Source organism: Spongiibacter thalassae, assembly GCF_012272835.1.
GTDB lineage: Bacteria > Pseudomonadota > Gammaproteobacteria > Pseudomonadales > Spongiibacteraceae > Spongiibacter > Spongiibacter thalassae.
Window position 1 is genome coordinate 147,119 of record NZ_JAAWWK010000004.1, and the last position, 18,002, is coordinate 165,120.

General features: G+C 58.6%; 11 protein-coding genes. 2 read left to right on the forward strand and 9 right to left on the reverse strand.

Features of this window, described 5'->3' with window-relative positions:
• The first annotated feature begins 2 nt into the window (after positions 1-2).
• Positions 3-3,113 carry an efflux RND transporter permease subunit gene (locus HCU74_RS11940; RefSeq protein WP_168450646.1) on the forward strand — a complete coding sequence of 1,037 codons (3,111 nt, stop codon included), beginning with the start codon at positions 3-5 and terminating at the stop codon, positions 3,111-3,113.
• Between the two features lie 30 nt (positions 3,114-3,143).
• On the opposite strand, the gene HCU74_RS11945 is transcribed toward HCU74_RS11940, so the two are convergent.
• The 6 genes from HCU74_RS11945 to HCU74_RS11970 form a co-directional block, all read right to left on the reverse strand.
• Entirely contained in the window at positions 3,144-3,971 is an 828-nt protein-coding gene (locus HCU74_RS11945; protein ID WP_168450647.1) for a DUF547 domain-containing protein, read from the reverse strand.
• Positions 3,972-4,087: 116 nt separating this feature from the next.
• Positions 4,088-4,492, reverse strand: a complete 405-nt coding sequence (locus HCU74_RS11950) for a hypothetical protein (RefSeq protein ID WP_168450648.1) — start codon at positions 4,490-4,492, stop codon at positions 4,088-4,090.
• 355 nt (positions 4,493-4,847) lie between these two features.
• Positions 4,848-5,264 carry a hypothetical protein gene (locus HCU74_RS11955; protein ID WP_168450649.1) on the reverse strand — a complete coding sequence of 139 codons (417 nt, stop codon included), beginning with the start codon at positions 5,262-5,264 and terminating at the stop codon, positions 4,848-4,850.
• 488 nt (positions 5,265-5,752) lie between these two features.
• Entirely contained in the window at positions 5,753-6,835 is a 1,083-nt protein-coding gene (locus tag HCU74_RS11960; protein WP_168450650.1) for a prenyltransferase/squalene oxidase repeat-containing protein, read from the reverse strand.
• Positions 6,832-7,545, reverse strand: coding sequence for a class I SAM-dependent methyltransferase (locus HCU74_RS11965; RefSeq protein WP_168450651.1), 714 nt, complete (start codon positions 7,543-7,545; stop codon positions 6,832-6,834). The genes HCU74_RS11960 and HCU74_RS11965 overlap by 4 nt, the downstream gene beginning before the upstream one ends.
• Positions 7,532-8,914, reverse strand: coding sequence for a glycosyltransferase family 4 protein (locus HCU74_RS11970; protein WP_168450652.1), 1,383 nt, complete (start codon positions 8,912-8,914; stop codon positions 7,532-7,534). The genes HCU74_RS11965 and HCU74_RS11970 overlap by 14 nt, the downstream gene beginning before the upstream one ends.
• A 226-nt stretch (positions 8,915-9,140) precedes the next feature.
• Here HCU74_RS11970 and HCU74_RS11975 point away from each other — a divergent pair, with 226 nt between their 5' ends.
• Positions 9,141-9,602 carry a hypothetical protein gene (locus tag HCU74_RS11975; protein ID WP_168450653.1) on the forward strand — a complete coding sequence of 154 codons (462 nt, stop codon included), beginning with the start codon at positions 9,141-9,143 and terminating at the stop codon, positions 9,600-9,602.
• Positions 9,603-10,066: 464 nt separating this feature from the next.
• Here HCU74_RS11975 and HCU74_RS11980 read toward each other — a convergent pair whose 3' ends face one another.
• The 3 genes from HCU74_RS11980 to HCU74_RS11990 form a co-directional block, all read right to left on the reverse strand.
• A complete protein-coding gene (locus HCU74_RS11980; RefSeq protein ID WP_345889688.1) occupies positions 10,067-12,679 on the reverse strand; it encodes a TonB-dependent receptor in 2,613 nt (870 codons plus the stop codon).
• Between the two features lie 198 nt (positions 12,680-12,877).
• Positions 12,878-15,313 (reverse strand): acyl-CoA dehydrogenase, encoded by a 2,436-nt coding sequence (locus HCU74_RS11985; protein ID WP_168450654.1) that lies wholly within the window; start codon positions 15,311-15,313, stop codon positions 12,878-12,880.
• Positions 15,314-15,478: 165 nt separating this feature from the next.
• A complete protein-coding gene (locus tag HCU74_RS11990; protein WP_168450655.1) occupies positions 15,479-17,911 on the reverse strand; it encodes a TonB-dependent receptor in 2,433 nt (810 codons plus the stop codon).
• Between the last annotated feature and the right edge of the window lie 91 nt (positions 17,912-18,002).

Sequence of the window (18,002 nt, forward strand, 5' to 3'; positions counted from 1 at the left end):
CCATGTTGTTATCGGATACGGCGGTCAAGCGGCCGGTTTTCGCGCTGGTTATCAGTTTGCTGCTGGTGGCCTTTGGCAGCCTCGCCTTCGACCGCCTGCCGCTGCGTGAATACCCCGACATTGACCCACCTATTGTCACCGTCAGTACCACCTACCTCGGCGCCTCGGCGGAGGTTGTAGAATCCAAGATTACCCAGGTGATAGAGGACCAAATTGCCGGTGTCGAGGGCATTAAAACCGTGTCCTCCAGCAGTCAGGACGGGTTTTCCTCGGTGAGCATCGAGTTCAAGCTCAGCCGCGACATCGACGCCGCGGCCAACGATATTCGCGATCGCGTGTCGCGGGTGATCAACAGCCTGCCCGACGAGGCCGATGCCCCGCAGGTGCAAAAGGCCACCTCCGACGAGCAGGTGATTCTCTGGTTCAATCTGACCTCGGAGAAAATGACCAACCTCGAACTGGCCGACTACGCCCAGCGCTACCTGGTAGACCGGCTGTCGGTGCTCAACGGCGTCGCCAGGGTTCGGGTCAGTGGCGGCCCCGAATACGCCATGCGAATCTGGCTGGATCAGGAAGCCCTGGCGGCCCGGCAACTCACTGCCAGCGACATTGTAGACGCTCTGCGCCGGGAAAACGTCGAGCTGCCCGCGGGCACGCTAAAGTCCCAATACCGCGACTTTGTGGTGAAAATCGAGCGGGAGTATCTGACCCCGAAGGACTTTGCCGAGCTGGTCATCCGTCGCGACAGCAACGGGTATTTACTGCGTCTGGGTGATGTTGCACGGGTGGAGCTGGCCGCTGAGGAATACCGCAACATGTTTCGCGGCAACGGTATTCCCCAGGTTGGCCTGGGGATTATCAAGCAGTCGGTGGCCAATACTCTGGAGGTCGCCGAAGCGGCTAAGCGCGAGGCCGATAAACTGCGCAAGGGGCTGCCCGAGGGCACCGTGTTGCACGATAGTTTCGACAGTTCAGTATTTATCGACAGCGCGATCAAGGAGGTCTACAGCACGCTGTTTATCGCCGCGTCGCTGGTGGTGCTGGTGATCTTCCTGTTTCTGGGCGATGTCCGCGCGATGCTCGTTCCCGCACTCACCGTGCCGGTGTCACTGATCGCCACCTTCACCGTACTGTCGGCACTGGGGTACACCATCAACCTGCTCACTCTGTTGGCATTGGTCCTGGCCATTGGTCTGGTGGTGGATGACAGCATCGTGGTGCTGGAAAACATCCACCGCCGTCTGGTGAACGGCGAAACGCCGTTAGTGGCGGCCTTTCGCGGCAGTCGCCAGGTCGGCTTTGCTGTGGTTGCCACAACGCTGGTACTGGTGGCCGTGTTCATCCCCATCACCCTGCTCGACGGCGACCTCGGTCGCCTGTTCGGCGAGTTTGCCGTGGCAATGGCGGTCGCAGTGGTATTCTCCAGTCTTGTCGCCCTGACCCTGTCGCCGGTGATTTGCGCCAAACTACTGCGGCGGGACGCCATCCACGGGCGCATGGCAAACTTCGTTGAGGGTCTGCTCCACCGAATGGAACGCCTCTATCGCCGGCAACTCGGCGTGAGTATGCGCCGTCCACTGCTGTCTGTGCTGGTAGTACTCGCTGCGCTGGGCAGTTCGGTGTTCTTCATGCAAACCGTGCCCAATGAGTTTGCGCCCAAGGAGGATCGCGGGGTCATTTTCGCGCTGATACGCGGCCCGGAAGGTGCCTCCTTCGAATTTGTTACCGAGAACCTGGTCGAGTTCGAGCGGCGGCTGATGCCCCTGGTGGAAAACGGCGAGATCAACCGACTGCTGGTGCGCGCTCCCGGTGGTCGCGGCGGCGCCGATAGTTACAATGAAGCCTTTTCCATCATTGTACTGAACGACTGGGGAACACGGCGTCCCAGCAACGAAATTGTCGCGGATATTCGTCGCCGAATGGCAGGTTTTACCGCCCTGACGATTTTCCCCATTCAACCCCAGGCCCTCGGCGGCGGTTTTAACAAACCCGTGGAGTTTGTGATTGGCGGCGGCGACTACCGGCAGCTGACCCAGTGGCGCGACAGCATTCTCAGCGAAGCGCGCAAGAATCCCGGCCTGCTGGCATTGGACAGCGACTTTCGAGAAACCAAACCGCAAATGGTGGTTAAGGTATTGCGCGACCGCGCCGCCGACCTCGGCGTGAGTATCCGTGAGATCAACAGCAGCCTTGAAACCCTGCTTGGCTCGCGCAAGGTAACCACGTTTATGCTGGATGGCGAAGAATACAACGTCATTCTTGAAGGGGAACCCGACCGCCACAGCAGCCCGGCAGACCTGCACAATATTTATGTTCGCGCCAACAGCAATGCCCTTATTCCCCTGTCGAATCTGGTCACCATTGACGAGCGCGGCGACGCCGCTGTGCTTAATCGTTATAACCGCGTCCGCGCTATTACCCTTAACGCCAGCCTTGCCGACGGTTACCCCCTTGGTGAAGCCCTTCAATATCTGGAGGAGCTGACCCGCCGAGTCGCCCCGGAGGCCTCCATAGACTACAAAGGGGAGTCACTGGATTATGTCAATGCCGGAGCCTCGGTGTACTTTACCTTTGCCCTGTCCTTACTCGTGGTCTATCTGGTGCTGGCCGCCCAATTCGAAAGTTTCGTACACCCCATGGTGATTCTGCTGACCGTTCCCCTGGCTGTGGCGGGCGCGCTGGCGGGGCTTTACCTGACCGGACAAAGCCTGAATATCTACAGCCAGGTGGCGCTCATTATGCTGGTCGGACTGGCGGCCAAAAACGGCATTTTGCTGGTGGAGTTCACCAACCAACTCCGGGATCAGGGCGTAGCCTTTGAAGACGCGATTCTGCGCGCGGCGGAGCTGCGCCTGCGCCCGATTATTATGACGGCAATCACCACCATTATGGGCGCCCTGCCCCTGCTGCTATCCTTTGGCGCGGGCAGCGAATCACGCTTTGTTATCGGAGTGGTGATTGTGTTTGGAGTGAGCTCGGCCACCCTGTTCACCCTGTTCGTGGTGCCGATGGCCTACCAGAAGCTGGCCCGTCATACCGGCTCACCGATGGATGTCAGCCATCAGTTGGCAAAGGAACTCGCGCAAATTGAAGACAAGGAGCGCACCGAATAAGCCCTGAACTTTTGCGCTTGATATATTCCGTTATTGGCTATCGTTCAGCCGCCAGTCGTAGTCGGTAAAACTCACCGAAAGCTGCTTTTCGCGGATGGCGTTCCGGGCCGACGGCTCGTCAGCCAGTTGCTGACTGAAGCCCGCCAGAAAGCCCTTCAGGGAGTGATGACCGCGATAGCCGCGGGTGAAGTCGTCTTCGTACCAGTCGAAGATTTTCGACACCTCCAGCCGCTGGCGCTGAGGGTTGTAGCGATTGCGGGAGCGGTCGGACATAAATCGCTGCGCCTGGTCATCAAGTTGGCGATCGAGGGCCTCCGCAGTATAGGCCTCCTCCCTCAGTGAGGGGCATCCCACCGAGGCACAGTTCACCGCAAAATGAATACGCGGGTCGTCGAACACCCCCGGCTCCCGCAAACGCTGATGCTCTATATCATCAAGGCTCAACTTGTCGCCCAACAGCGGAATAAAACGTAGCTTCCATGGGCTCGAAAACCAGCCACCGATATCCTTGATAGACGTGATGCCGGGGTAGTGATCCAGCACAAGGCGAAGGGTAAAGGCATTATAGGCATTGATGAGAAAGGCCATTTTTTCCCGGCGGTCGAAGGCCGCATATTGCGCCGGCGACACCGCAGACAATACCGTCAGATAACGATCCAGCCGAGCACTGTCCTCCTTCAACGCCCGGTAGTTCACCCGGCTGCTGTGCCCACCCACCGAAGGTTGTACATGGTCGGCCAGCAACTGGCTGAAACCGTCGTGCTGCACCTGGGCAACGGCGGGAGCAGCCACCGCTATAATCAGCGCGATCAGCAGCTGCCCTCCTCGCTTGCATCGAACTGTTTGCGTCGCTGCCATAGCGGCTACCTCGATGATGGGAAACCACCAGTGTACTGCAGCCTTACGGCAAAAACGAAAAAGCCCGAACCGTTTCCGGTCCGGGCTTTGCAAGCCACTCTCACCCACTGCCGGTTTCAGGGAAAGACCAGCGACAATACTGGATCGAGCACCTCGTCAACCGGAGCATAGGGGGTGACAAAGGGCAGTGCGGAATAAACCACGCTCTTGGGCAGCGCTCTGGGGTTATTCACATGAATCATCGCCAGGCCGACCACATTGAACACGTAGTTTTCGAGACCACCGAGATCCGGCACCGCCAGCTCTGGCAGTTCTCCCGCCCCTGGCAACTCCTCCAAGCCTGGAAGGGGCAGTTCACCGGGCGCGCCCGGCAACTCCCCCAGGCCCGGCAGCGCCGGCAATTCGCCGCCAAGGCCGCCGACGATGCCCTCAAGATCCAGCGGAAGTGCTGGCAACTGGGCCGCCGCGGGGTAGGCCACCACTGCCGCTGTCAGCACTGCTGCATTAAGAATTTTTTTCATGGCTGTCACTCCTGTGATATCAGACTCAGACCCGGGAATCCCGACAGGGATTGGCGGGCAACAGCGCTTGGGCCTCGGCACTGACGCCAACCACCAATGTGGTTTAAACCGCCCTGCGCCAAGGGTGCGAAACGCCGTTGTTCTGCTTTTTTACATCGTTATCTATGGCATTCAAGGCACTTACAGCACGATTTCATCGCTTTGCATCGTTAACGCTAATGCGACCCAAAAACAGCTGCAAGAAAGAAAGGAATTTTGTCCACAAGCTGTGACAGACAGCGCCAAAAGGTGAGTAATAGTGGCTTACCCGCCCGTGAAAGACGACTCCGAACAGTGTTCGGAGCCGTCTTTCAACTTACAAACTTCCAACAATTCCCAGTACCGTTCCCGGCCCCACAGGCAAAGCCCCCAGGTTCGGCAACGGCAGACTCCATACCGAGGGCAATTGTTCGAACGGCACCATGCCTACAATCTGCAAAACGGTGCCGACGCCCACGGGTAGAGTACCGAGGCCGGGGAGCGGCAAGGTTTCAACGCTAACCGGCAGCTGCTCAAAGGGCACCATGCCGACTACGCTCAGCACCGTGCCCACCCCCACCGGGAGAGTGCCAAGATCCGGCAGGGGTAGCGACCCCACCGAGGGCAGCGCGCCAATCACGCTGCCGCCGGTTATCGCTCCCACATCGACGGGCAGCGCCGGAATCTGGGCATAGCTGGAACAGGAAAACCCAAGAGCCGCCGCCAGGACAGCTGGTTTGATGCAATTTTTCACGATTTACACTCCTTTGGAATCGGGTAGTGCCACCGACCATCGGCGGCTCACCGACAGGTGATCCGCGACGACAGAAAAAGTGAGTCGCGCCTTTGAGGGGTGCGACCACCGGCGACAGAGGAAGAACCGCGCCGACTTCAGCGCTTGTCAGGGTGTGTAGTGAATCCGCCGATACGCCAGCAATCGCACCGGAAGACTCCCCCACGGCACTCCGAATCCATCAGAAAGCGCCAAGCGTCAAAGTATGGAGGCACGTAGCACGGGTGTTTTCTCGCTCCCTGGGTAGAAGTCTCTGGACGACACCGCATGCGCAACAACTCACAAAACGAGTGCTGCGACATTTACGCTAAGGGGACGCTAAACGTGCATCAAGGGAGAAAATTATTTTGTCGGCAGGCTGTGACAAACTCGGCGAAAAGATGAGTCATAGCGACAAAAAATGAGAATTAGTGAGTCCCACCCCGGACAGACGGAACCCACGGCAGGCGCTACAGGCGGGCGCGCTCCAGCTCTGCTTCCGTCGCCGACTCGGCGAGGCGAAGCAGGCGTACCTCTTTGAACAGGTGGTGGGCGGCACTGTGCTCGGTGAGCGCGTCAGCCGCCAGCAAAATGGCCGCTGCAGTCCATGTGGGACGCTCGTTGGGCCATAACAGGTCTTCAGCAAACTGGTAGCCGGTCCAGTATTCACCATTGCTTTCCCGCCACTGGTGCAACCAACTGTAAACCACCACTGCACGGGCATGGTCCCCCGCCGCAAGCAATGCCATGGTCAGCTCACAGGATTCTGCCACCGTGACCCAGGGCTGATCGGCCACACAGCGGCAGCCCATGCCCTCCTCGACAAACTCATTCCAGCGGCGCTGCAAATGGGCGCTGGCCTGAGCCCGCGGCAGCGCGCCGGTGAGCACCGGGTAGAACCAGTCCATGGAATAGCGCGCCTTGCTCTCCCAGGTGCGATCAAAGCGCTCGGGTTTGTTGCGCAGGGCCTGCCCCAGCGCCTCGCGGGCGCTGCGCCATTTGGGCCGGGGATCATCCAGGCTGACCGAAATATTCCAGGCACACTCCAGGCTTTTATAAATGGAAGAACAGCCGGTGACCAGCGCATCGCACAGCGGCTCGCCGTCGGCATTTACCGCCCAATTGATCTCGCCGTGGCTGCTTTGCTGGGCCAGGACAAATTCCATCGCCGATTGTACGCAGGGCCACATCGCCCGCAGAAATTGGCAATTTTTGCTAATCAGGTAGTGATGCCACACACCGGTGGCGATATAGGCGACAAAATTGGTCTCCCGACGCTCACAGTTGTCGACGTCGCCGTTGCGGTAGGCTGCCCACCAGCTACCGTCTGGCAGCTGAATATCCCGCAGCCAGTAATAGGCGAGCTCCGCCGCGCGGAATTCGCCGCCAATGCTCAGTCCCATCGCCGATTCGACATGATCCCAGGGGTCTGCATGGCCGCCGTCAAACCAGGGAATGCTGCCATCGGCCTGCTGTGCGCGCAGCAAAAAATCTACGGTAGGGCGAAAAAATTCTTCCGGGTACAGTCCCTTGCTTAGAAAAAGTCCACTCATGACGACGATCCCTTCTGAAAGTACATTACCACCGACTTGCCCATCACCGGGTTCAGCGAACGCTCCAGTGCGCGGGTCACGAAGGGCTGGTCCATAAGGTCCCACACCAGAAACCGGTGGTAGGTTTTCACCAGTGGATTATCGTCCTTCTCCCAAAACGCGCATTTCAGCCACCAATAGGGCACATGCAAGGCGTGGGCCCAATGGCGGCGATAAAAGCGAAAGCCCAGCGATTGTATTTGGCGGCGCAGCGTCGAGGCTTTGAATATACGCAAGTGCCCACCCTCGACCTGGTGGTAGGCATCGCTCAGGGCCCAGCAGATTTTTTCCGGCCAGGCCCGCGGTACAGAGGCGCAGAACAGTCCGCCCGGCTTGAGAATTCGCTCGATTTCAACCAATACCGCCTGGTAGTCGGGAATATGCTCCAGCACCTCCGAACAAATGATTTTGTCGAAGCTGTTATCGGCAAAGGGCAGCTTCATGCCGTCGGCATTGACCAGGGCCAGTGACTTGTCGGTACGCTCGCCATCGACAAAGTCTGTTGCCCGCTGCTGGGCAGTTTTCAGGTCATTGAGGCATAAATCGACACCAATGGCGGTAATCTCGCCCTCGACATAGGCGGAGATAACGTGACGGCCCTCACCGCAGCCGAGGTCCAGCAGGCGATCGCCGGGTTGTAATTCAAAGTGCCGGAAATCAACAGTTTTCAAGTGCGTCACCTGTGCTATGGGGGGGATGAATTACTGTTTGGTAGTAGTCCAGCATTTGCGCTGCGCTGCGATGCCAGCAGAACAACGACTCAATGCGGCGCCGACCCGCTTGCTCCAGTTGGCATCGCAGATCGCCGTCACTCAACAAACGATCAATCGCCGCGCCAAGCGCCTGACTGTCGCGCACCGGCACCTGCAATGCCGCATCGCCAACCACCTCTGGCAGGGCACCGCCAGTGGTGGACACCAGCGCGGTGCCACAGGACATCGCCTCGCCGGCGGGCAGGCCAAAGCCTTCGTAGACCGAGGGCACGACAGCGACTTCGGCTTCATTGTAGTAACGCACCAGCTCTTCAGTGCTGATACCGGAAACCGTGCGGATATATCCACGCAGTCCCAATTTATCAATCAACTGGTCGGCCTCGCCGCCCGCGTGGGGCTTGCCGACCAGCAGCAACTCCAGATCCGGGTACTTCGGCAGCAGTTCTGCCAGGGCTTCAAACAAATAGCGCACACCTTTCAGCGGCTGGTCCGCCGACACCGTCGCCATGAGGCGGCGAGGGATTTTGCTCACCTCAGGCAGTGGTCGGAACTCCTCGGTATCAATACCACAGTGCACCAGATGAATGGCCGCAGGCTGGAGGTCAAAGGCCGCGGCAATATCCTCCCGCGACCGCTCGGAGACCGTCACCACATGGTGCAGCTCCCCCGCCACTCTCTTTTGCATTTTCAAAAAATAGTGCCAGCGCTTGATAAACAGCCGTTCGCGCCAGTTTTTCGCCGCCTTCAGGGCAATGCGCAGGTCGCTGGTTACGGGGTGGTGAATCGTCGTTACCAGCGGAAAACCAAGACGCTGCAGTTCCAGCATGCCGTAACTCAGGCTCTGGTTGTCGTGAATAATGTCGTAGTGGCGTCCAAAGCGCTTCAGGTACTTCACCACCCGGCGACCAAAGCAATAGGGCTCAGCAAAGCCCCCGCTCAGCTTGCTGGTCCACTCGATAATATTGGTGAGCGAGCTCAGGTGATGAAAGCGCAAAGACCCCAGACCGGTTTCAAACAGGTTCAAACCCGGCATGGGGATCAGGCGTACCCGCGGATCAAGATGGGGATAGGGCTGACCGGATATCACATCCACCCGGTGCCCGGCATCAACCAGAGCCTTGCTCAGATATTTAAGGTAAATGCCCTGACCGCCGCCAAAGGGCGCACTGCGATAGCCTAACAAGCAGATATGCAGTGCCCGCTGCGGAGCCGTCTCTCCAGTGGGCGGATTCAGCGGTACCACCGTTGCCGAGGTCGGTGCTGCAGGGCGTACTGCCCGGGTTGAACTGTCCGCTGTTCGCGGAGCACCTGTCGGGTCTTGTGCCATATCGGGGTTCACTTTGTTGTTGGTATATCGGATCAGCCCAATACCGCGTCACCATATCGAGCGCCTGACGCGCTATAACAGTGCCTGCGCCGGGCCGCCGCAGCGGTCGTGGAGACTGGCGATTCTGCGCCCTCCCGACCATAAGTAAATGGATTCTAACCATCGACATGCGATAAATCTACCGACATACCCCCGCTGTCAGGAGCACGGGGATTACCACTTTGTCATGTTACAATCGAGCTTTGCTGCACTTTCAGAGGATCACCTGGCAATGGCCCATTTTTCAGTCCTTCGACTGAGCACCCGAACCCGCTTCCGGCTGGCACTGCTGTGTCTGTCGGCCTGTTTTATCGCCGCCTGCAGCGGCCCACAGAGCCGCCGTCAGGAGTTCGGTCGCTTTACCCAACTGGAGCGCGATGGCGGTTTGCGACTGTTTGAATACGAATTTCGACGGCCACAGCAGCAGGTCCGGCCCATCACCCATACCACCGACCCTGAAAGACTCGCCCGCGAGCGGGAAATGCTCAAGCCCGAAAACCAGTTACACCACGCCAAGCTACTGTTAAAACGCGACTCGCGGGTGAAGGAGTACTGCCCCAACGGCTATATCATTCTGGATGAGTACGTGGTGCTGGATGAAATCAAAATTCGCGGCGAATGCCGCTATCAGGAGAGCACGTCCCGCTGACGCAGGTGAAAAAAAGGGGCTCCAAAGGAGCCCCAAAAATCCGGTGCCATCATAACAGTCCACTGCCGCCCATATCGGCAATTTCCCCTATGGTGATGCCACCCGTCCCAAATCATCCGTCACAGCGCCGCACTGGGCAGCCTTGACAGCAACAGTAAAAATCCTTGGTGCACTAACGTCTATCCGTAGTTCTCACAGCCCACGCGCCATCCACTGGCGCGCAAACTCGGCTGAAAGCAGGCATGAAAGGTACATAAAACTTTGCTGGGGTAGAGAAACGACTGAATTTTCATAGCCTTACCAAGCATTTTCTGCCAGCAGGACCGAATGGACCCGGCCCTTCATTATTATAATTGACTGCGGTCCAGAATCGGCGACACAGCCGACATTCTCAGCCTAAGTGACCCGATTGTTACACGGTGCAGACCCCGCGGCAAGACCGCGGAGCGCGAGTAGCGTGTTTTTTACCAGCGATAGCTCGCCTGAAGCGCCAAAGTGCGAGGTGGGTTGATTAAACCATGATGCGTTGTCGCACCGGTGATGGTTTTGGCCGTAGGTGCATCGACACCGTAGGCAACGACCAGCTCGTCGCTGAGGTTTTTACCCAGCAGGGCCACTTCCCACACGCCGTCGATGGACGACAGCGCAATTCGACCGTTGTACTGCACATAGGCATCCTGTTTGATGCGATCATCCAGGTTGGGTGAGGGATGGTAGGCGCCGGTGAAGATCGCATCGAGGTTAGCCCTCAGCATAAACTCATCACCCAGCGGACTCTCATAGGCCAACAGCACATTTCCCGAATAATCCGCCACGTACTGATTGGTCTTCCCGCTGAAATCACAGTTGATGCCATTGGGGTTATCGGGCGCCTGATCCTGAATACAGGTGCCCAGCGGGTGATCCTGGAATTCAAAGTCGAGGAAGGCCAGGCCACCGGCGAGCATCAGATTTTCCGTCAGGGCCATACGACCATCGAATTCAATACCCTGGGAAATCGCGCTGGCAGCGTTGCCGACGTTAAAGCCGAGGGTGCCATCAAACACGCTGACCTGCAGGTTATCGAACTCGGTGCGGAACAGGGCGACGTTTAACTCCGCCGCGCCGTCGAGCAGGGTGGTTTTCAGCCCCAGCTCCATGCTCAGAGCCTCTTCCTCGTCATATTCGAAGCTGCCGATCAGTACCTGTTGGTTGGTGCCGCCGGGGGCATTGGGATTGAGTGGCGTGGGCTCAGCACTGGGCGAGGAGTTTGAGCGAGCATCAAAGCCGCCGGACTTGAAGCCCTGGCTGGCAGAAAAATAGCTCATCATCACATCATTGACGTCCCACTGAACGTTGATGAGCGGTGCGAACTGCACTTCGGTGCGCTTGCCCTTGAGGTTGTGCCGTTCCGCCGCAAAGCTCACCGCAGCGGCGGTATCCACTTCACCCAGAGGCTGGATGCTGCCGTCATCAAAGCCGAATTCCAGCTGGCGCGCCCCCGCCTTGTTCTCCCAGGTCAACCGGCCACCAAAGGTCATACGGAAGGCATCGGCCATATTCCAGGTCGTTTGCAGGAACGCCGAGACTATTTTCGACTCACTGGTAAAGTCACGGGGAGTGCGGATACCCCGCAGTGCGTTACCCGCATCGCCAAAGCCCAGGGCCTCAAAGCCGGTGCTGCCATCGGCACCGGGGTCGCGATCACCGCGGGCACCCCCTTCCAACAAGTCGGCGGCGTTCACCAGTTGTGGAACGATGTCCGAGGGCAGGTACAGGGAGTCAAAGAAATCCAGTTTACTGTATTGGAAGTACATGCCACCGATGAAATCAAAGGTCTCTGCACCTGGGGAGATCCAGCGAATCTCCTGGCTCAGCTGGCGGTATTGCTCGGCAAACTCCACCTGAAACAGAGGCGCACCGGTAAAGTCGCAATCGCAATCCTCATCGTATTCATAGCCCATTACCCCGGTGATGGAGGTGAATTGATGCCCCTCGCGATACCAGTCCAGATTCAGGGTCAGGTTGTAGGTGTCGTTGTTGCTGTAATCGCCGTTGGAGTGGCGCTTGTAGTCGGCGGTATTGTTTAACACCCCGGAGTCGGAGTCGATATCAATCACCGAGCCATTGCCCTGAATTTGCAGCACGTTCAGCACCGCTGCGGGCAACAGACCAATGGCCGCGCCCCCGGCCCCGGCATCGGGAAACACCGTGCGATCCATGATTTCGCCATAGGTTCGACCAGAGAACAGAAAGACATCGGAGTTGGACGGATAGTTGGTAATAATTTCCGAGTTCCGCCCAACCACATCGAAGCTGCCCATTTCCGCCTTCAACGAGGCACTGACCTCGTCGTTGACATCCCAGGCCAGCTTGAAGCGCAGGGTCAGCTCATCCCGCTGGGTTTCATCCCGGTCCAACACCAGGTTTTCCATAAAGCCATCCAGCTCGCGCTTGCGCACCGCAAAGCGAAAATCAAAGCGCTCGTTCAGCGGCCCGCTGAGCATCAGGTCGACGATGCGCTCGTTCTGTACCGGCTCGTAGGTGACCTGGCTGCTACCCTCGAAATACTCGGTAGGATCAGCGGTTTTGATATTGATGGCGCCGGCAATACTGTTTTTACCCAGCAGAATATTCTGCGGGCCGCGCAATACCTCTACCCGCGCCAGGTCGAGGAAAGGCGCCCGCGCAAGCTGGGCGCGGCCGTAATAGATGCCATCGACATACATCCCCACTGACTGCTCAAAGCCCTGGTTTTCCCCCGAGCCGATGCCGCGAATATAAATATCGGTGCCGATACCCGACTCGGACATGGTGAAATTGGGCACATAGGCCTGCAAATCTTCAATTTTGGCCAGTCCGGCCTCCATCATTTTGTCACCGCTGATTGCACTGACCGACACCGGCACATCCTGCAGACTTTGCTCGCGCAGCTGGGCCGTGACCACTACCTCCTCAAGCATAGGTGCGGCTTGAACAGCAGCAGGAGCCACCATGAACAGCGGCAGCAACATCCCGGCAAGCCCTCGGGGGAGTATGGGGGTGCCAACAGGCGCTTCGGGTGTATGAGTAACAGATTCAACGTTGATGAATTTCACTGAGACCTCTTGGTATGCCGGTTCAAATGTTATTTTTGGGCGACCCGCTAAAGGGGCCTGTTTTTTTATGTGCAGTGATGTTGCCCGCACATCACGGGCAGATTGGGAAGTGTCTGGCAAAAGGAAGGTCGGTGCATTGGCTGCACCGACGGCGTAGTAGAGACGTTTGAGTCAAATCAATGCAGCCAGCCCTCGACCTCAGGGCCGGTTCGGGCGCACATCCAGGCTTTCGAGATTGCGATCAAAGGCGTCAGTGAGCAAACAGTCGTAGCGCATGGCATCGTAGCGTGCGAGCTGCTCCGCCTGCTCCGCAGTGACAATCCCCGACTTCACCGCAGCGTCGAGCTTTTCAGCAACGCTGCTCCCCGGCAAGCTGTCCTCGGCGCGCAAATACTGTTCGTAGAAGGGCTCCACCTCCTGCAACAGGGCAAAGGTGGCGTGAACCCGGCCCATGGCGTCGTCCGGCTCGGTATTCAGAGACACCCGCTCCGCCAGCATTCGGCGCACCGGTTGATCCTTGAGCATGGCATCGCCGAGACGCCGGCGCTGCTCATCGGTCACTGGCGCTGTCGGCAGCCCCAGAGGGAAGAACACTACCCGCAGCAAACAACCCAGCCAGCGCTGGGGGAAGTTGCGGTACAGGCCATCAAGGGCCTGCAGGGCAGCACCGTGCGCTCGCTGAAGGGCATATTCCGCGTGTTCGTCATTGTCCCGGGAGTGAGGCTGCTCGCTGTGAAATTTTATCAGCGCAGAGGCAATCACCAATTGGCTGTGCACATCCCCCAAGCGGGCAGACAACATTTCCCGACGCTTGAGGTCGCCACCAAGAGTCGCCAGAGCAATATCCGCAGTGGCGGCAAATACGGCGGCCAGCCGGTCAAAACGGCGATACCACCGCCGCATGATCGGCGGGGCAAAGTCGTATTTGCTCAACCAGCCCAGCCCCAAACCTTGAAGAATCCCGCAGCTGATCACCGACAGGGTGTGACCGATATGGGCGGTAAATAGCTGGTCGAAGTGGGCCACCCCCGCCGGACTATCGTCATCCAGAGCTGCCAGCTCATCGGCCAGATAGGGGTGGCAGCGCATCGCGCCCTGACCAAAAATAATCATCGACCGAGTGAGAATATTTGCCCCCTCCACGGTGATACCAATGGGCACCACCTGATAGGTCAACGCCATAAAATTGCGCGGCCCCAGTTGTATGCCGCGACCACCGAGAATGTCCATACTCAGGTTGACCACCTGACGCATCATTTCCGTGGCGTGGTATTTGGCCATTGCGGTCAGCACCGAGGGCGCACCGTCGTCCAGGGCCCGGGTTACAAAGGCCCGGTAGGCCTCAAGGGTATAGGCACTGGCGGCAATTTCGGCGCTGGCTTCCTGCACCCCTTCAAACTTGCCTACCGGTATCCCGAACTGACGGCGAATCCGTGCAAAGGCCCCCACCAGCAGATAGGCGCTCTCGCCCGCCGCCGTCGACAAGGCCGGCAGGGAAATTCCCCGTCCTGCACCGAGGCATTCCACCAGCATCTGCCAACCGCGTCCGATGTAGTCCTGGCCGCCAATCAGCAGATCCATCGGGATAAATACATCGCGCCCGGTGATGGGGCCGTTCATAAATGCCGCGCCGGGGTTGTGGCGACGACCAATCTCCATGCCCTCCAGCCCAGCGGGCACCAGCGCGCAGCAAATCCCCAGATCCTGTTGATCGCCCAGCAGACCGTCGGGGTCGCGCAATTTGAAGGCCAACCCCACGACCGTGGCAATGGGGGCCAGGGTGATCCAGCGCTTGGACAGGTTCAGGCGAATCCCCAGCACCTCCTCACCGTCGTAGGTACCGCGACAGACCACGCCGTTGTCGGGAATCGCCCCGGCGTCGCTCCCCGCCTCGGGACTGGTCAGGCCGAAGCAGGGAATCTCCTCGCCCCGCGCAAGGCGCGGCAGCCAGTAGCATTTTTGCGCGTCGGTGCCGTATTTGGCCAACAGCTCTCCCGGGCCGAGCGAATTCGGCACCATGACACTCACCGCCGCGACACTGGAACGGCTGGCAATCTTGCTCAGCACCCGGCTCTGGGCATAGGGGCTGAAATGCAGACCGCCGTATTCCTCGGGAATAATCAGGCCGAGAAAGCCCTTGTCCTTGATAAATTGCCAGGCGTCCTCGGGCAGGTCTTTAAGCTCGTGGTGAATCTGCCACTCGTCCAGCATGGCGCAAAGCGCTTCGGTCTCGCCATCGAGAAAAGCCCGTTCCCGCTGGCTCAGTCGATGCAACTTCATGCCGGCAAATTTCCGCCAATCCGGCTTACCGGAGAACAGGTCCTTTTCCCACCAGGTGGTGCCCGCCTCAAGTGCTTCTTTTTCCGTGGCGCTCATGGGGGGCATCATTTTTTTCAGCGCCCCCTGTGCTGGCTGGCTGATCAAGCGAATACGCAGGGAATCAATCAGCAATACCGCCAATACCGCAAACAGCAGCAACAGTAATAACGGATGCAGCAGCACCGGCGTTAGCACTATGCCCAGCAACAAATAGGCCACCGTAAAGCCAGCAGCCCCCGCCCGCCGCGACAAGCCCGCGGCGAAAATCCCCAATAACACAGCCACCAATAAAAGTAGTGATAATACCGTCGTCATAGCTCGCTCCCTCGCTGAGGACACACGCCGTGACCGGGCACATACCCAAGCGTGTGTCGATTGAGTGTAGGCCCAGTGTTGGGACAGCGCCATCGCCGGTTTATTACAATGCGGGAATTAACGTGCTGTTTTAATCAGGGCGGATGCCCCCCGCCCTGATGGCACTCAGTTTCGGTAGCTAAGCGTCGCACCCCACACCACCGGCATGGCGGTATAGCGGCCGATGGTGTCCAGCTGGTTGGTGACATTATTGTAGTAGTACTCGTCGGTGATATTGCGGCCCCACAGCTGCAGCTGCCAGGGTTGCGTGTAGGAGGAGAAACCCAGGCGCGCGTTAAACACTGTGTAATCGTCGATAAAGAAACGGTCATCCTCCTCCAGAGAGGCGTTGGTTTCACTGCGATAACTGACATCAGCCCCCAGCGACACCTCGTAGTGATCGAACACGTTCAGGCGATATTCCGCTATCAGGGTGTACTCCCAGTCGGGGCTGTAGTTGAAGGGTTTACCGGCAAAGTCAAACTCGTCGCCATTGCTGTCACCACTGACGAACTCCTCGACTTCGGTGTCCAGATAGCTGGCCTGCAGGGCGATAAACAAGCCCTCTGCCGGGGTGATTTTCAGATCCAGCTCCGCGCCACTGACCCGCGATCGCGGCGCATTGCGCAACACCGGCAAGGCACCGAATACGGGGTCGCGGAAATTGGTGACCAGCTGCTTGTCCCGATAGCGGTAGTCAAACACGGAGCTGTTCAACTGCACCATGTCCATAAGGCGCAGCTTGCTGCCTAACTCCACAGCGTCGAGACGCTCCTGGGTCGCCGGCTCATACTGCACCGAGTCGGAAATATTAATCACCGGGAAGCTGCCCGATTTATAGCCGCGGCTCAGGGCAAGGTATACCAGCTTATCCGCAGCAAACTCCCAATCCAGGGCGACGCGCCCGGAAACATTGTCCTCTCCCAGCACGCCGTAAAAACGCTGGGGCCGACGGCTTTCGTTGTCGAGGGTAAAACACCCGCCGGATTCCGCCGAGCCGGGGGCAAACCCGGCAGCAGGTGCTTGTAACGCACTGATGCCACTGAACGCATTATTCAGGCCGGTGCCCTCGTTGCGGGCCCCCGGCGCATCCTGATCCGCCCCCGGTTCATCTTCAACATCGACATCCTGAGAGCAGCCGTTAAAGTCACGCACCTCATCGGTGTATCGCAGCCCGCCGCTCAGTTTCCAATCACGGCCAAAACGCCACTCACCGTGGGCAAATACCGCTGCGACCTCGGCGACCTGATTGCCGCCAAAACCGGAGCGATTGTCCAGCCCGGCTTCACCATCACCGTCCGGGGAATCCACCGGGAATACAATGCTCACTGTGTCGTGGTGCAGGCGCTGAAACTCCTGGACGTCGTCTTCGCTGTAGTTAAAACCAAACTGCCAGAACAGGCTATCGCTGGGCTCGCCGCTGAACCGCAGCTCGATATTGTAGAACTCGCTGGTGGCGAACACATTGCGCTCGGTGTTCACCGTATCGACCCCGGACTGGGGAATAAAGCTGCCGTCAGACTCAAATTTTCCCGACGACACCAACAGGGCCATTTCCACAGACTCGGTCAGTGTTTGGTCAAAACGCAGCCCGCCGGAGTAGAAGCTGTCATTCAGTAAAAAGCGCATACCGTTGTTCGGCCAGTCAGCGGCGCGACTATCGTCGGTATTCGCATCATTCACCGGGTAATTCGCCACATCGGGATGCAGTCCCGCCTCGCCGGTGGTCGCATTCTGCGACTCAATGGCAATCACCTGCAGTGCCTGCGGCTCTGAACGGTCCCGCCAGCCATTCAGGTGCATGCTAAGACGCCAGCTTTCTGCGCCGGCCCAGTCCAGCAGCAGCCGGGCACTGGCCTTGTCTACCTGCCCCAGAGTGTCGTAACCGAATTGCTCGTACTGGCCGCCGATATTTCGGCCGGTGTCACCGTTGTAGGCGTCACTGTCGGGGTGTCGGGTACGACTGCGTTGCCAGCCATCCCCTGACTGTATATGACGTACCGCCAACCGAGCCTTAAGCCCCTCGCTCAGCGGACCACTGACAAAGGCTTCACTGGTCCAGGTTTCAAAACGGCTATAGCTTACTTCGCCGCCGTACTCGAGCTCATCGCTCGGACGATTGGCGATATAGTTCACCGCACCCCCGGTGGTATTGCGCCCGTAGAGAGTGCCTTGGGGGCCCTTAAGCACTTCGACCCGCGCAAGGTCGAGGCTCGCACCCTTACTCATCACCGGAAAGGGCAAATTAAATTCGTCGAGGTAAACCCCGACCGTCGCGCTGGCGGTCTGGCTGTTTTCGTTAAAGCCGACACCGCGCAGGGTATATATCGGCACATTGAAGCCACCATCGGCATAGAAGAACCCCGGTAACAATCGGCCCAGATCGCGGGTATCTGTCACCCCCAGGGCACTAAGATCTTCCCCGGTGTAGGTGGCAATCGCCAGGGGCACGCTGTTCGCGCCCTCTTCCTTTTTCTGGGCGGTCACCAGTATTTCTTCGATATTGAGGCCCCGGTTGCCCGGCGCTGCTGCCGCCGAAAAGGCAGTAGTCGCCGCCAAAACACCAGTCAGAAGGAGGTTTACAGGTCGATTGAGATACAAGGTAAAAGCCTCTTTAGCGGCGGCAGACGCGCCACCCGGTAAAAAGGCC

What these genes read in the sequence shown, in the direction of transcription:
- HCU74_RS11970 (WP_168450652.1), bottom strand. Translation starts at nt 8,914, where the DNA reads ATGGCACAAGACCCGACAGGTGCTCCGCGAACAGCGGACAGTTCAACC.
- HCU74_RS11975 (WP_168450653.1), top strand. Translation starts at nt 9,141, where the DNA reads ATGTTACAATCGAGCTTTGCTGCACTTTCAGAGGATCACCTGGCAATG.
- HCU74_RS11940 (WP_168450646.1), top strand. Translation starts at nt 3, where the DNA reads ATGTTGTTATCGGATACGGCGGTCAAGCGGCCGGTTTTCGCGCTGGTT.
- HCU74_RS11960 (WP_168450650.1), bottom strand. Translation starts at nt 6,835, where the DNA reads ATGAGTGGACTTTTTCTAAGCAAGGGACTGTACCCGGAAGAATTTTTT.
- HCU74_RS11985 (WP_168450654.1), bottom strand. Translation starts at nt 15,313, where the DNA reads ATGACGACGGTATTATCACTACTTTTATTGGTGGCTGTGTTATTGGGG.
- HCU74_RS11945 (WP_168450647.1), bottom strand. Translation starts at nt 3,971, where the DNA reads ATGGCAGCGACGCAAACAGTTCGATGCAAGCGAGGAGGGCAGCTGCTG.
- HCU74_RS11950 (WP_168450648.1), bottom strand. Translation starts at nt 4,492, where the DNA reads ATGAAAAAAATTCTTAATGCAGCAGTGCTGACAGCGGCAGTGGTGGCC.